Below are 12710 nucleotides of genomic sequence, written 5' to 3' on the forward strand. Positions count from 1 at the left end.
GGCCGCGGACCATAGCGCCGGCACGGGCGGTTGCATTGCAAAAGTTTAATATCGTTACTCGATATTCATTTGATCGAATTTCGATGCGGCCCTATCCCTCTGCGCCAGGAGAACGGCGTTACCGTTCGGCAATTTCGCTGCGCCGCAGCATGAGAATTTGGAGCTGGGATCATGACCAGGACTTTCGCCGAGACCTTCGACCGCGCCGCGCTGGCGATGTTCTTCGTTTTCGCCACCCTGCCGGTGATCGGGCTGCCGCTGCTCGCCGTCGCGGCCAACGGCGTCATCCAGTAGAGTTCCGCCTCGCATGGGCCCGGTGGGGTCCGTGGAGGGCCGCGGAGGGGCCGTCATGATGATGCGCGCGCTGGGTCCGGGATCGGTCTCGAGCTTCCTCAAGGTCATCCTGGACGTGGTCTACGCGGCTCTGATCGTGGGCCTCGGCGCCGTCGGCCTGTTGCTGATCGCCGCCCTGGTGTTCAGTTTCGACCCCGGCCTGTTGCGCGGCATGACGCTCTCGGCCGGCGGCGCATCGCTCGCCAGCCGCTGGCCGGCGGTGACGGGCGGCCTGCTCGCCGCGGGCCTCTACATCGCCGGCGTGCTGGTCATCGTGGGTTGCCTGCGGCGCATCTTCGCGACGCTCACCGCGGGCGACCCCTTCCATCCGGACAACGTCAGCCGGCTGCGGCTGATCGGCGCCATGCTGGCCGCCCTCGAGCTCGGCCGTTACGGCGTCTGGGCCGTCGGCGCCTGGCTCATGCCGGAGGTCGCCAAGGCGCGGCCCGGCCTCAGCCTCACGGCCTGGTTCTCGGTGCTGGTGGTGTTCGTGCTGGCCGAGGTGTTCCGCGAGGGCGCACGACTGCGGCGCGAAGCGGAGCTCACCATCTGATGCCGATCCAGGTGCAACTCGACCGGGTGCTGTTCGAGCGCCGCATGTCGCTCACCGAGCTCGCCGACCGCGTCGGCGTGACCATCGCCAACCTGTCGATCCTGAAGACCGGCAAAGCGCGGGCCGTGCGCTTCTCCACCCTGGCCGCGCTCTGCCGCGAGCTGGACTGTCAGCCGGGCGACCTCCTGACCTACGAACCGGGCCCGTCGGAGGCGCCGGACTAGCCTGGGTGCGCCGCAGCGCAAGAGCTGTGGCATTGCGGGGACACTTTCCTGCTCATCCGCCAGAAGTCTTGATCTTTCAATCTCGCCTGCCTATGTGCGCTGCAGCAATAGATGCGTTGCACAAAGGAGAGTGAGATGATCGCCGTTCTCGAACGCTTCCTCGACGCGCTGTTCGCGCCGCTGGCGCGCGAACTCGCCCGCATGCCCGCCACCGCGTTCCGTCACCTGCTTCCGGGAATGTAGGCGCCGCTTCCCTCCCCGCGACGGGGAGGGAGTCTCACGCGACCGCCGCCCGCTGCAGCACGCAAAGCTCGCCGATGCCCTTGCGGGCGAGTGCGAACAGCGCCTCGAACTCGGCTTCGGAGAAGCCGCGCTTCTCGCCCGTCGCCTGGATCTCGACGATGTCGCCGTTGCCGGTCAGCACGAAGTTGGCGTCCGCCTCGGCGGTGGAGTCCTCCTCGTAATCGAGGTCCAGCACCGGAGTTCCGGCGAACACGCCGCAGCTGATCGCCGCCACCTGGCCGAGGATCGGATCCCTGGCGATGACCCCTTCCGCCAGCATGTAGCGGGTCGCCTGGCGCAGCGCGACCCAGGCTCCGGTGACCGCGGCGGTGCGCGTCCCGCCATCCGCCTGGACGACGTCGCAGTCGATGGTGATCTGGCGCTCGCCCAGCGCCTTGAGGTCCACCACCGCGCGAAGCGAGCGGCCGATCAGGCGCTGGATCTCCTGGGTGCGGCCGGACTGCTTGCCCTGCGCCGCTTCGCGTCGGCCGCGGGTGTGCGTGGCGCGCGGCAGCATGCCGTACTCCGCGGTCACCCAGCCCTGGCCCCGCCCGCGCAGGAAACCCGGCACGCCCTCCTCCAGGCTGGCGGTCACCAGCACCTTGGTGTGGCCGAAGCTCGCCAGGCAGGAACCCTCGGCGTAGCGGTTGACGCCGGTCTCCAGGGTCACGGGGCGGAGCGCCTCGGGGGTGCGTTCGGAAGGCCGCATGATGGTCAATGGAACTCCTGGCCGAGGTCGGGCGTCTTGCGCCGGATGAGGCGGCGCTTATCCTAGATCGACAAGGCCCAGTCCATGGGCGCGCTCGAGAGACTGCCGCAGGCAGACGTGAACAATTCCATCCTAGGCCGCGGGCCGTCGCTCGCCGAACTCGACGAACGCGCCCGGGATATCTTCCGGAGGATCGTCGAAGGTTATCTCGAGACCGGCGAGCCGGTGGGCTCGCGCACGCTCTCGAAGGGCGGCATCGCGCTGTCGCCGGCCTCGATCCGCAACACCATGCAGGACCTGACGCAGCTCGGGCTGCTCGGCTCGCCGCACGTCAGCGCCGGGCGGCTGCCCACCCACGCCGGGCTGCGGCTGTTCGTCGACGGGCTCTTGGAGGTGGGCGACATCGCCGAGGAGGAGCGGCGCGCCATCGATGCGCGGCTGGGCGCCCATGGCCGCAACTACGAGGACGCGCTGAACGAGGCCTCGGCCATCCTGTCGGGCCTGGCGGGCGCGGCGAGCGTGGTGGTGACCCCGATCCGCGACGCTGGCGTCAAGCACGTGGAGTTCGTCGCCCTCGGCGTCGAGCGCACGCTGGCCGTCATGGTCTTCGAGGACGGGACCGTGGAGAACCGGCTGATCCGGCTGCCGGCCGGCGTCACGCCCTCGGCGCTGCAGGAGGCCTCCAACTTCCTCAATGCGCGCCTGCGCGGCCGAACGCTCGTCGAGGCGCGCGCCGACCTGAAGGCCGAGCTCGAAAGCGCCCGGCGCCAGCTCGACGCCACGGCCGCGCATCTGGTGGAGGATGGGCTCGCCGCCTGGAGCGGGGAGGGCGACGAGCGCGCCCTCATCGTGCGCGGCCGCGCCAACCTTCTCGAGGATCGCGACGCGCTGGACGACCTGGAGCGGGTCCGCTCGTTGTTCGAGGATCTGGAGGAGAAGGAGCAGCTCATCCAGCTGCTGGACGGCGTGCGCGACGGCCAGGGGGTGCGGATCTTCATCGGTGCGGAGACCCGGCTGTTTTCGCTCTCGGGTTCCGCCGTGATCGCCGCGCCCTATATGACGGGCTCGCAGCGGGTGGTCGGCGCGATCGGCGTGATCGGCCCCGCGCGGCTGAACTACGCGCGGGTCATTCCGTTGGTGGACTACACCGCCCGCGTGCTTGGCCAGGTGATGAACGCCTAAGACAAAGAAGCCAGGAATCCCATGTCCGAAGACAAGACCCCGGCCGACCCCGCCGAGGCGCCGGCCAACGATGTCGAGACCGATGAGGTCGCGGCCATCCGCGCCGAGGCCGCGGCCCTGAAGGAGCAGGTGCTGCGCTACGCCGCCGAAGCCGAGAACACCCGCCGGCGCGCCGAGCGCGAGGCGAACGACGCGCGCGCCTACGCCATCCAGAAGTTCGCCCGCGACCTCCTGGGCGTCGCCGACAATCTCGCCCGCGCCCTGTCGCACCTGCCGACCGATCTCGCCGATCCGGCGACCAAGAACTTCGTGGTCGGCGTGGAGATGACCGAGAAGGAGCTGCAGACCGCCTTCGAGCGCAACGGCCTGAAGAAGATCCATCCAGCCAAGGGCGAGAAGTTCGACCCACACAAGCACCAGGCCATGATGGAGCTCGCCGAGACCGACGCGCCGCCCGGCTCGGTGGTCGAGGTCATGCAGTCCGGCTACGAGCTCCTGGGCCGGCTGGTGCGCCCGGCGATGGTGGTCGTGGCCGGCAAGGCCGCCTCGGCCGGCGGCAAGCCCGACGGCGACGGGTCCGCAAATCCCTATTCGGCCGGCGAGGACGGCGACGGGCCCGGCGGCTCGGTGGACACCCGGGCCTAGGTTCGCGCGCGGCGCCCGCGGCAAAAGACCGGCGGCCGCCGGCGACGGCCAAGATACGCTTCCGCGGCCTTCAGAATCCGCTAATGTGCAAAGTCCCTTCCAGTCGGGGCGCGGCCGGGTCGAATCGTCCGCGGGTGAGGATCGGGACAGACGCATGAAGCTGACGATCGAGCGCGCAGCGCTCCTGAAGGCTCTCGGGCACGTGCAGAGCGCGGTGGAGCGGCGCAACACCATCCCGATCCTCTCCAACGTGCTGCTCTCCGCAGAGCGGAACGGCGTCTCCTTCTCGGCGACCGACCTCGACATGGAGATCGTCGACGCCGCGGCGGGCCATGTCGACCAGCCGGGCCAGATCACCGCGCCGGCCCACATGCTCTACGAGATCGTCCGCAAGCTGCCCGAAGGCGCCGATGTCTCCCTGAGCTTCACCGGCGAGGACCCCAGGCTCGCCGTGCAGGCGGGGCGCTCGCGCTTCAATCTGCCGGTGCTGCCGGCCGGCGACTTTCCGGTGATGAGCGCCGACGGTCTCTCCGGGGCCATGTCGCTGGACGCCGCCGACCTCATCCGGCTGATCGACAAGACCCGCTTCGCGATCTCGGCGGAGGAGACCCGCTACTACCTCAACGGCATGTACCTCCACACGGTGATGGAGGACGGCGCGCCGAAGCTGCGCGCGGTCGCCACCGACGGCTCGCGGCTGGCGCTGGCCGAGATGCCGGCCCCGGAGGGGGCGACCGGCCTGCCCGGGGTGATCGTACCGCGCAAGACCGTGGGCGAGGCGCGCCGCCTGCTGGAGGACGCCGGCGAGGGCGTGGAGCTGCAGATCAGTCCGCAGAAGGTGCGCTTCGCCTTTGCGGGCGCGGCGCTGACCTCCAAGGTCATCGACGGCAACTTCCCCGACTACGGCCGCGTCATCCCCAAGGACAACACCCGCAGCGTCTCGGTCGAGGCCAAGCTGTTCGCCCAGGCGATCGACCGGGTGGCGACCATCTCCGCGGAGAAGTCCCGCTCCGTGCGCCTGGCGTTCGAGGCCGGCAAGGTGGTGCTCACGGTGCGCAACATGGAGGCGGGCCAGGCCGTCGAGGAGCTCGAGGTCGACTACGATGGCGAGCCGTTCGAGCTGTCGTTCAACGCCCGCTTCCTGATGGACATCACCGACCAGATCTCCGGCGAGACGGCGGAGCTGCGCTTCGGCGGTCCCAACGACCCGGCCCTGGTGCTCGACCCGGGCGATGCGCTCGTCCAGTACATCCTCATGCCGCTCCGGGTCTGAAGTCCCTTCCCGGATGGGCAGGGCGGACGAGGCGCAGCCTCGTCCGGGTGGGGTGTGCGGGCCAAAACGCCTGGCTCGCAGTTTGATCCTGACTTCCCCACCCTGACCGCTTCGCGGTCTTTCCCTCCCCATCAAGGGAGGGACTAATGCCCGTGCGGCCCCTCGTAGACGCCCGGGGCGAGGCGCTCGTCCTCGGGGCCATCGGAGCCGCTGGCCAGCACGAACCTGCGATCGCAGTAGGGGCATTCGACGAAGTCGGCCTCGCCCATCTCCAGCCAGACCCGGGGGTGGCCGAGCGCACCGCCGACGCCGTCGCAGGCGACGCGGCCCGAGCGCACCTCGATCGTCTCGGGCGCGGGCAGGTCCGGCGTCAGCGCCGGCTGGGCGGGCGCGGGCTCGGGCCGCTTCTGGGCCTTGGCGCCCAGGTCTCGAACTCGTCGGGCCATCTGGCATCCTTCTTGGGCCACGCGCAGCTTGGCGCGCCGCCGGGGCGCGCCTAGGTATCGGACGCGCGTTTGCGCCGTCAACGATCCGGAGAGGGCATGGAGCTTCCCGACTACGCCATCGAGGCCCGCGGCCTGGTCAAGATCTACGCGGCGACCAAGACCACGCCGGAGATGCAGGCCTTGCGCGGCGTCGACCTGGCGATCCCGAGGGGCTCGATCTTCGGCCTCCTGGGGCCGAACGGCGCGGGGAAATCGACCTTCATCAACATCCTGGCGGGTCTCTGCCGCAAGACCTCCGGGACGGTGAGGATCTGGGGCCGCGACATCGACGAGCGGCCGAGGGACGCGCGCGCCGCGATCGGGGTGGTGCCGCAGGAGATCGCCGCCGATCCCTTCTTCACCCCGCGGGAGAGCCTGGAGGTGGCGGCGGGGATGTATGCCGTGCCGCCCGGCCAGCGGCGGACCATGGAGCTGCTCACCGCGCTCGGCCTCGCCGACAAGGCGGAGGCCTATGTGCGGCAGCTCTCAGGCGGCATGAAGCGGCGGCTGATGGTCGCCAAGGCCATGGTGCACAACCCGCCGGTGCTGATCCTGGACGAGCCCACGGCCGGCGTCGACGTGGAGCTGCGCCGCCAGCTCTGGAACTACGTGCTGGAGCTGAACCGCAAGGGGGTGACCATCGTGCTCACCACCCACTACCTGGAGGAGGCCCAGGAGCTCTGCGACCAGATCGCGATCATCAACCGCGGCCAGGTGGTCGCCTGCGAGCCCACCACGACCCTGCTGCGCCGCATGGACACCCGCAAGGTCCTCGTCACGCCGGAGGAGCCGATGACCGCGGCCCCGCCGCTCCCCGGGTTCGACACCCAGCTCCTGCCGTCCGGCGGCTTTTCGGTGAGCTACCGCACGGGCCATTCCACGGTCGAGCAGGTGCTGGCGGCGATCCGCAAGGCGGGGCTGCACATCAAGGACATCTCCACCGAGGATCCCGATCTCGAGGACGTCTTCGTCTCCCTCACCTATGCGGCGGAGGATCCCGTCCAGGCCTGACGCGCGATCAGGTTGCGTCGCGAAACGATGTTTCTGGGTTCCGCGTTCAGGCGTCGGGACACCCGAAGGAGATCGTGACATGAGGAAGACCGTTCTGTTGGCCGCCGCCGCGCTGAGCCTGGCCGCCGCCGCACCGGCCATCGCCCAACCCGTGGGCCGTGGCGGGTGGGATATCGCGCGCCGCGAGTCCTGGCTGCAGCAGCGGATCGACCGCGGCCGCGCCGACGGCTCCCTGGCCCCGATGGAGGCTCGCCGCGCGGAACGCCAGCTCAACCGCGTCCGTCGCGAGGAACGGCGCCTGCGCCGGATGGACGGCGGGGTGCTGCGGCCCTCCGACGCCACCACCCTGCAGGCCCGGCTCGACAACGTCGCCGACCACATCCGCTGGCTGCGCCACAACGACGTCCGCCGGCCCTGGGCCTAGGCCGGCCTGACCTCCGCGCCGAACGCGGCCACGTCATCCAGCAGCGCCGCGGCGGCGGCGGCGACCAGCTCGCCGCCTTTCTCCGGCGTGGCCTGCCCCGGGTCGGAGCCCATCCGTCCGTCCGGATGGCGGGCGCGGAAGTCCCTGGCCTCGCGGATCGGGCCCGAGGGGGCGATCTGCGGGGCGTAGTTCGCCGCCTTGATGGCGTCGGGGTAGGCCCACTGGGTGACGGCGATCTCCGATGGGGTCGCGTGACTGCCGTGGCCGCTCGGGAATTGCCGCTGGGCGATCGCCATCACGCCGCGCAGGTCCCACCAGTTCTTCAGCCTGCAGGCGAAGCCGCGGTTCGAATCGCGGAAGGTGGCCTCGGCGTAGAGCTCGGAGAACGCCGCCTCGATGGTCGCGACGTTGCCGCCGTGGCCGTTCAGGAAATACATCCGCTCGAAGCCCGCAAGCGCCAGGCTGCGGCACCAGTCGCCGATCGCGGCCATGAAAGTCGACGGGCGCAGCGCGATCGTGCCGGGAAAGCCCAGGTGATGCTGCGCCATGCCGATGTTGAACGTGGGCGCGACCAGCAGCTCGGGGTTCGTCGTCTGCGCCTGGTGGGCGATGATCTCCGGACACAGCCAGTCGGTGCCGAGCAGCCCGGTGGGCCCGTGCTGCTCATTAGAGCCGATCGGGATCACCACGGTCTTCGAGCGCTTCAGGTGGTCGTCGATCTCCATCCAGGTGGAGAGGTGCAGGAGCATGGCGGAAAGAGCCTCGTCGGATCGTGCAGACGCGCGCCCGGCTTACTATCTTTGGCGCCGGGCCGATAAGCGCAATCGATAGAGCGAGGAGATCTTCCATGAGCCTCCGTCTGGGCGACACCGCCCCCGACTTCACCCAGGACTCCACCGAGGGCCCGCTGCACTTCTATGAATGGGCCGGGAACAGCTGGGTGATGCTGTTCTCCCACCCCAAGGACTACACCCCGGTCTGCACCACCGAGCTCGGCCTCGTCGCCAAGCTGAAGCCCGAGTTCGACAAGCGCGGCGTCAAGGTCATCGGCCTCTCCGTCGATCCGACCGACAGCCACCACGGCTGGTCGAAGGACATCGAGGAGACGCAAGGCGCCAAGCTGAACTTCCCGCTGATCGCCGACGACGACCGCAAGGTCTCGGACCTCTACGGGATGATCCATCCCAACGCCAACGACACGCTCACCGTCCGCTCGGTGTTCGTGATCGATCCGAACAAGAAGGTGCGGCTGACGCTGACCTATCCCGCCTCGACGGGACGCAACTTCGACGAGCTGCTGCGGGTGATCGATTCCCTGCAGCTCACCGACAGGCACAAGGTGGCCACGCCCGGGAACTGGAAGCACGGCGAGGACGTGATCATCGCGCCTTCGGTCTCCAACGAAGACGCCAAGCAGCTCTTCCCGAAGGGCTTCAAGGAGCACAAGCCGTACCTGCGCACGACGCCGCACCCGGCGGGGTGAACGCCAAGCGTCCCTCCCTTGATGGGGAGGGACAGACCGCGAAGCGGTCAGGGTGGGAAGCGTGGGCCAAACGCTGAGGTCGAGGATGAGCCCCAATGCCCCGCCCTTCCATCGCTCCGCTCCGGCTGTCCCTCCCCATCAAGGGAGGGACTACCTCTTCGCCGGCTCCGGGCCGACCGCGATCACCGTCCCCGGCTGGGCCGGCATGGCGACAAGCCGCCAGCCCGCCGCCTCCCGGGCGAAGGTGAGCAGGCACTGCTGGGTCGGATCGCGCACGCACACGTGGTCGCGATCGATCGGCTTCAGGAGCGCGGCCGTCTGGCGCGCGGAGGGCGCGGCGGCGAGCGGCTGATCGGTCCCCTGCCGCACCAGGCGAAGCGCCGCCGGATCGATCCGCCGGTCGAGCGCGGCGTCGGAGGGTCCGCCTTCCACGTCCAGGCCGTTCGCCCGCCCCAGGCCGGCGATCTGCCGGCGCAGGTCCGCCCTCAGGGCCGGGCGGTCGAGACGGGTCTCGAAGCCCCTGGCGTCGCCCGCCTGCACGGCGGCCAGCAGTCCCTGGACATCCGGCGCCGCCGCCTTGACCGGGTCGCGCCCGCCGCAGGCGCAAACGAGGAGGAGCGCCGCCGCGGCGGCGAGGCGAGCCGGCATTCGAAGCATGGCCGGACCATGGCCGCCCGACGATCCGGCCGCAAGCCGCTGCGAAAGGCGATTGTTGCGCTGAATGGCCCCATCCGCATACTCCTCGGGCGCGTATCTCGCCCAGCGTCCCTGGGCGGCAGCCGGAGTGCGGACCGTGTCGGAAGAGGTTTTCCCCGTCCCCGAGGAATGGGCCAAGAAGGCCCTGATGAACGCCCAGGCCTATGAGGCCGCCTGCAGGCGCGTCGAGGCCGCGCCCCAGGCCTACTGGGCCGATCTCGCCAGACGCCTCGACTGGGTCAAGTTCCCCACCGAGATCAAGGATGTCTCCTTCGACCGCGAGGACTTCCGCATCCGCTGGTACTCCGACGGGATCCTCAACGTCTCGGTCAACTGCCTCGACCGCCACCTGGCGACGCGCGGCGACCAGGTGGCGCTGATCTGGGAGAGCGACGGCGGCGAGAGCTATGACGCGCTCACCTACACGCAGCTGCACGCCGAAGTCTGCCGCATGGCCAACGTGCTGAAGGCCAAGGGCGTGAAGAAGGGCGACCGGGTCACCATTTACCTGCCGATGATCCCGGCGGCGGCCGTGGCGATGCTGGCCTGCGCGCGGATCGGGGCGATTCATTCGGTGGTGTTCGGCGGCTTCTCCCCCGACAGCCTGTCGGGCCGCATCCAGGACTGCGACTCCAAGATCCTCATCACCGCCGACGAGGGCCTGCGCGGCGGCAAGCCGGTGCCCCTGAAGCGCAACGTCGACGAGGCGCTGGCCAGCTGCCCGATGGTCACCGATGTCATCGTCATCCGGCGCACGCGGGCCGACGTGCCGATGACGGCCGGCCGGGACGCCTACTATTCGGACCTCAAGCAGGGCGTCCCGGACACCTGCGATCCGGAGCCGATGAACGCCGAGGATCCGCTGTTCATCCTCTACACCTCGGGCTCGACCGGAAAGCCCAAGGGCGTGCTGCACACCACCGGCGGCTACCTGGTCTGGGCGGCCTACACCCACGAGATCATCTTCGATTACCGGCCGGGCGAGGTGTTCTGGTGCACCGCCGACGTGGGCTGGGTCACCGGCCACTCCTATGTCGTCTATGGGCCGCTCGCCAACGCCGCCACCAGCGTGATATTCGAAGGCGTCCCCAACTACCCGACCTCCTCGCGGTTCTGGGAGGTCTGCGACAAGCACCAGGTGGAGATCTTCTACACCGCCCCCACCGCCATCCGCGCCCTGATGCGCGAAGGCGACGAGCCGGTGAAGCGCACCTCGCGCGCCTCGATCCGACTCCTGGGCACGGTGGGCGAGCCGATCAATCCGGAGGCCTGGCTCTGGTACCACCGGGTGGTGGGCGAGGAGCGCTGCCCGATCGTCGACACCTGGTGGCAGACCGAGACGGGGGCGGCCCTGATGAGCCCGCTACCGGGCGCCACGCCGCTCAAGCCCGGCTCCTGCACCAAGCCGCTGCCCGGCGTGAAGCCGCAGCTCGTCGACGCCGACGGCAAGGTGCTGGAAGGGGCCGTGACCGGCAACCTCTGCCTGACCGACTCCTGGCCAGGCCAGATGCGCACCGTCTATGGCGACCACCAGCGGTTCATCGAGACCTACTTCTCGACCTACCCCGGCAAGTACTTCACCGGCGACGGAGCCCGCCGCGACGAGGACGCCTATTACTGGATCACCGGCCGCGTGGACGACGTGATCAACGTCTCCGGCCACCGTCTCGGCACCGCCGAGATCGAGTCCGCCCTGGTCGGCCACCACGATGTCGCCGAGGCCGCCGTCGTCGGCTACCCGCACGAGATCAAGGGTCAGGGCATCTACTGCTTCGTCACCCCGAAGGCCGACGTGGCGCCCTCCGATGCGCTGCTCGCCGACCTGCGCGGCTGGGTCAGGCGCGACATCGGCCCGTTCGCCGCGCCGGATGTCATCCAGTTCGCGCCGGCGCTGCCCAAGACCCGCTCCGGCAAGATCATGCGCCGCATCCTGCGCAAGATCGCCGAGGACGACCTCGGCAACCTGGGCGACATCTCGACGCTCGCCGATCCGTCGGTCGTCGACGACCTGGTGAAGAACCGGGCGGCCCGGCGCGGCGAGGACCAGCTGCAGGTGGGCGGCCAGAAGCTGCAGGCCGCGGACCTGGAGGCCGCGCTCCGCGCTCACGACGCCGTGGCCGACGCTGCGGTGGTCGGGGTTCCCACGGGCCCGGCCGGCGACGAGACGCTGCACGCCTTCGTCACGCTGGAGCCGGGCCTCGCCCCCACCGACGTTCTGCAGGCCGACATCAAGGGCTGGCTGCGCCGCGAGGTCGGCGCCCACGCCGTGCCGGCCGAGGTGCGCTTCGTGCGCGGCCTGCCCAAGGCCCGCTCCGGCGAGGTGGTCCGCTCGATCCTGCGCAAGGTGGCCGCGGGCGACGTGAAGGATCTCGGGGACCTGTCGGCGCTGGCCGATCCGTCGGTAATCGACGACCTCGTGGCCGGCCGCACGCCTGCCGAGGCTTGAGCGTTGCGGACGTGAGATGAAGCGGCGCCACGGCTGGGCTAGGCTGCGGCGATGCGCCCGCCCGCCGTTCTCGCCGCCTGCCTGATCGCCGCCGGCCCGGCGCTCGCCGCCGACCTCGACCCGCAGGCCCGGGCGCAGCTCGACCGTGGGCGGCCCTACGTCGATGTCCGCGCCGACCCGGACGGCGAATCCGGGCTGATCCGGGCGGCCATCGACATCGCCGCCCCGCCGCAGGTGGTGTGGGACGTGGTCACCGACTGCGATCTCGCGCCGAAGATGGTGGCCAGCCTGAAGAGCTGCCGCATCCTGCAGAAGGACCCCGCCGGCGCCTGGGACGTGCGCGAGGATATCTCCAGGATGGGCTTCCTGCCCTCGGTGCGGAACGTCTTCCGCTCCGACTACGATCCGCCGAAGAGCGTCCGATTCCACCGCGTCGCCGGCGACCTGAAGGTGTTCGAAGGCGAGTGGCGGATCGAGCCGCGCGGGGCCGGGACGCGGGTGGTTTACGAGAGCCGCGTCTCCGCGCCGTTCCGGGTTCCCGGCCCGATCGCCCGCATCGCGCTGCGTTACGAGGTGCCCCAGGCGCTCATGGCGCTGCGCCGCGAATGCCTGGCGGCGAGGTCAGCGCCCCGCGAGCCGCCCGCCCCCGCCCGCTCAGCGCCTGATCCAGCGCGTCCAGGGCCGCCGGGTCCATCACCGGTTGGGCGCGGGGCGGCAGGTCGAGATTGAGCATCTGCTCGTCCTTCGGATCGTACTTCGGCCAGGCCGGCAGGCCCGGGCCGTTGGGGTCCCCCGTCCTGGCGAAGTTCACCCAGTACTGGGCCGTGAGGTCCGCCATCAGCCGGTCGCCCGCATCCCACGGCAGGTCGGCGTAGCGCAGGTTGTCGAAGGCGTAGGCGACGTCGGAGCCATGCGGCGCGCCCGCCCGCCGCGTGGGCCGCCCGTCCGGCCCGTAGGCCGGCGG

At 70.2% G+C, this 12710-nt stretch carries 15 protein-coding genes and 2 pseudogenes; 12 read left to right on the forward strand and 5 right to left on the reverse strand.

What is annotated here, in order from left to right:
- Positions 1 to 171 precede the first annotated feature (171 nt).
- The 3 genes from VLI41_RS03775 (at position 172) to VLI41_RS03785 (ending at position 1110) form a co-directional block, all read left to right on the forward strand.
- Positions 172 to 294, forward strand: coding sequence for a hypothetical protein (locus tag VLI41_RS03775; RefSeq protein ID WP_325266722.1), 123 nt, complete (start codon positions 172 to 174; stop codon positions 292 to 294).
- Between the two features lie 61 nt (positions 295 to 355).
- Positions 356 to 886 (forward strand): DUF2975 domain-containing protein, encoded by a 531-nt coding sequence (locus VLI41_RS03780; RefSeq protein WP_414692521.1) that lies wholly within the window; start codon positions 356 to 358, stop codon positions 884 to 886.
- Positions 886 to 1110, forward strand: coding sequence for a helix-turn-helix transcriptional regulator (locus VLI41_RS03785; protein WP_325266724.1), 225 nt, complete (start codon positions 886 to 888; stop codon positions 1108 to 1110). The genes VLI41_RS03780 and VLI41_RS03785 overlap by 1 nt, the downstream gene beginning before the upstream one ends.
- A 277-nt stretch (positions 1111 to 1387) precedes the next feature.
- Here VLI41_RS03785 and rph read toward each other — a convergent pair whose 3' ends face one another.
- Complete coding sequence (rph, locus tag VLI41_RS03790) at positions 1388 to 2101, reverse strand: ribonuclease PH (protein WP_325266725.1); 714 nt, start codon at positions 2099 to 2101, stop codon at positions 1388 to 1390.
- 84 nt (positions 2102 to 2185) lie between these two features.
- Here rph and hrcA point away from each other — a divergent pair, with 84 nt between their 5' ends.
- The 3 genes from hrcA (at position 2186) to dnaN (ending at position 5201) form a co-directional block, all read left to right on the forward strand.
- Positions 2186 to 3283: a heat-inducible transcriptional repressor HrcA gene (hrcA, locus tag VLI41_RS03795; protein WP_325266726.1), complete on the forward strand. Its 1098-nt coding sequence runs from the start codon at positions 2186 to 2188 to the stop codon at positions 3281 to 3283.
- 21 nt (positions 3284 to 3304) lie between these two features.
- The gene (gene grpE, locus VLI41_RS03800) at positions 3305 to 3928 is read left to right on the forward strand and encodes a nucleotide exchange factor GrpE (protein WP_325266727.1); all 624 of its coding nucleotides are present in this window, start codon (positions 3305 to 3307) and stop codon (positions 3926 to 3928) included.
- A 154-nt stretch (positions 3929 to 4082) separates the two neighbouring features.
- The gene (gene dnaN, locus VLI41_RS03805; RefSeq protein WP_325266728.1) at positions 4083 to 5201 is read left to right on the forward strand and encodes a DNA polymerase III subunit beta; all 1119 of its coding nucleotides are present in this window, start codon (positions 4083 to 4085) and stop codon (positions 5199 to 5201) included.
- A gap of 143 nt (positions 5202 to 5344) precedes the next feature.
- Here dnaN and VLI41_RS03810 read toward each other — a convergent pair whose 3' ends face one another.
- Positions 5345 to 5647 carry a zinc-finger domain-containing protein gene (locus tag VLI41_RS03810; RefSeq protein ID WP_325266729.1) on the reverse strand — a complete coding sequence of 101 codons (303 nt, stop codon included), beginning with the start codon at positions 5645 to 5647 and terminating at the stop codon, positions 5345 to 5347.
- 96 nt (positions 5648 to 5743) lie between these two features.
- On the opposite strand from VLI41_RS03810, the gene VLI41_RS03815 reads away from it, so the two are divergent.
- On the forward strand, positions 5744 to 6697 hold the full coding sequence (locus VLI41_RS03815; RefSeq protein ID WP_325266730.1) for an ABC transporter ATP-binding protein: 954 nt from the start codon (positions 5744 to 5746) through the stop codon (positions 6695 to 6697).
- Positions 6698 to 6776: 79 nt separating this feature from the next.
- Entirely contained in the window at positions 6777 to 7121 is a 345-nt protein-coding gene (locus VLI41_RS03820) for a hypothetical protein (protein WP_325266731.1), read from the forward strand.
- Here the strand turns inward: VLI41_RS03820 and VLI41_RS03825 are convergent.
- Complete coding sequence (locus VLI41_RS03825) at positions 7118 to 7870, reverse strand: creatininase family protein (RefSeq protein ID WP_325266732.1); 753 nt, start codon at positions 7868 to 7870, stop codon at positions 7118 to 7120. The two genes, VLI41_RS03820 and VLI41_RS03825, sit on opposite strands and share 4 nt — an antisense overlap.
- Before the next feature lie 98 nt (positions 7871 to 7968).
- Here VLI41_RS03825 and VLI41_RS03830 point away from each other — a divergent pair, with 98 nt between their 5' ends.
- Positions 7969 to 8604 (forward strand): peroxiredoxin, encoded by a 636-nt coding sequence (locus VLI41_RS03830; protein WP_325266733.1) that lies wholly within the window; start codon positions 7969 to 7971, stop codon positions 8602 to 8604.
- A gap of 150 nt (positions 8605 to 8754) precedes the next feature.
- Here the strand turns inward: VLI41_RS03830 and VLI41_RS03835 are convergent, their stop codons facing one another.
- Complete coding sequence (locus VLI41_RS03835) at positions 8755 to 9252, reverse strand: hypothetical protein (RefSeq protein WP_325266734.1); 498 nt, start codon at positions 9250 to 9252, stop codon at positions 8755 to 8757.
- 196 nt (positions 9253 to 9448) lie between these two features.
- Between VLI41_RS03835 and acs the strand changes: the two are divergent.
- The 3 genes and pseudogenes from acs to VLI41_RS03850 all read left to right on the forward strand — a co-directional run.
- A pseudogene (gene acs / locus VLI41_RS03840) lies at positions 9449 to 11326 on the forward strand (acetate--CoA ligase); the annotation flags it as partial.
- A gap of 27 nt (positions 11327 to 11353) precedes the next feature.
- A complete protein-coding gene (locus tag VLI41_RS03845; protein WP_325266737.1) occupies positions 11354 to 11746 on the forward strand; it encodes an AMP-binding enzyme in 393 nt (130 codons plus the stop codon).
- Positions 11747 to 11797: 51 nt separating this feature from the next.
- Positions 11798 to 12475 carry an SRPBCC family protein gene (locus VLI41_RS03850; protein WP_325266735.1) on the forward strand — a complete coding sequence of 226 codons (678 nt, stop codon included), beginning with the start codon at positions 11798 to 11800 and terminating at the stop codon, positions 12473 to 12475.
- Positions 12476 to 12512: 37 nt separating this feature from the next.
- Here VLI41_RS03850 and VLI41_RS03855 read toward each other — a convergent pair.
- Positions 12513 to 12626: pseudogene (locus VLI41_RS03855) on the reverse strand (hypothetical protein); the annotation flags it as partial.
- Positions 12627 to 12710: the final 84 nt, after the last annotated feature.

The sequence above is a fragment of the Phenylobacterium sp. genome (genome assembly GCF_035475775.1).
Taxonomy (GTDB): Bacteria; Pseudomonadota; Alphaproteobacteria; order Caulobacterales; family Caulobacteraceae; genus Phenylobacterium.

Excerpts from the sequence above, each read along its gene's own strand:
- VLI41_RS03780 (WP_414692521.1), top strand. The coding sequence starts at position 356 with ATGCGCGCGCTGGGTCCGGGATCGGTCTCGAGCTTCCTCAAGGTCATC.
- hrcA (WP_325266726.1), top strand. The coding sequence starts at position 2,186 with ATGGGCGCGCTCGAGAGACTGCCGCAGGCAGACGTGAACAATTCCATC.
- VLI41_RS03850 (WP_325266735.1), top strand. The coding sequence starts at position 11,798 with ATGCGCCCGCCCGCCGTTCTCGCCGCCTGCCTGATCGCCGCCGGCCCG.
- VLI41_RS03830 (WP_325266733.1), top strand. The coding sequence starts at position 7,969 with ATGAGCCTCCGTCTGGGCGACACCGCCCCCGACTTCACCCAGGACTCC.
- VLI41_RS03785 (WP_325266724.1), top strand. The coding sequence starts at position 886 with ATGCCGATCCAGGTGCAACTCGACCGGGTGCTGTTCGAGCGCCGCATG.
- dnaN (WP_325266728.1), top strand. The coding sequence starts at position 4,083 with ATGAAGCTGACGATCGAGCGCGCAGCGCTCCTGAAGGCTCTCGGGCAC.
- rph (WP_325266725.1), bottom strand. The coding sequence starts at position 2,101 with ATGCGGCCTTCCGAACGCACCCCCGAGGCGCTCCGCCCCGTGACCCTG.
- VLI41_RS03820 (WP_325266731.1), top strand. The coding sequence starts at position 6,777 with ATGAGGAAGACCGTTCTGTTGGCCGCCGCCGCGCTGAGCCTGGCCGCC.
- VLI41_RS03775 (WP_325266722.1), top strand. The coding sequence starts at position 172 with ATGACCAGGACTTTCGCCGAGACCTTCGACCGCGCCGCGCTGGCGATG.
- VLI41_RS03825 (WP_325266732.1), bottom strand. The coding sequence starts at position 7,870 with ATGCTCCTGCACCTCTCCACCTGGATGGAGATCGACGACCACCTGAAG.
- VLI41_RS03810 (WP_325266729.1), bottom strand. The coding sequence starts at position 5,647 with ATGGCCCGACGAGTTCGAGACCTGGGCGCCAAGGCCCAGAAGCGGCCC.
- VLI41_RS03835 (WP_325266734.1), bottom strand. The coding sequence starts at position 9,252 with ATGCCGGCTCGCCTCGCCGCCGCGGCGGCGCTCCTCCTCGTTTGCGCC.
- VLI41_RS03815 (WP_325266730.1), top strand. The coding sequence starts at position 5,744 with ATGGAGCTTCCCGACTACGCCATCGAGGCCCGCGGCCTGGTCAAGATC.
- grpE (WP_325266727.1), top strand. The coding sequence starts at position 3,305 with ATGTCCGAAGACAAGACCCCGGCCGACCCCGCCGAGGCGCCGGCCAAC.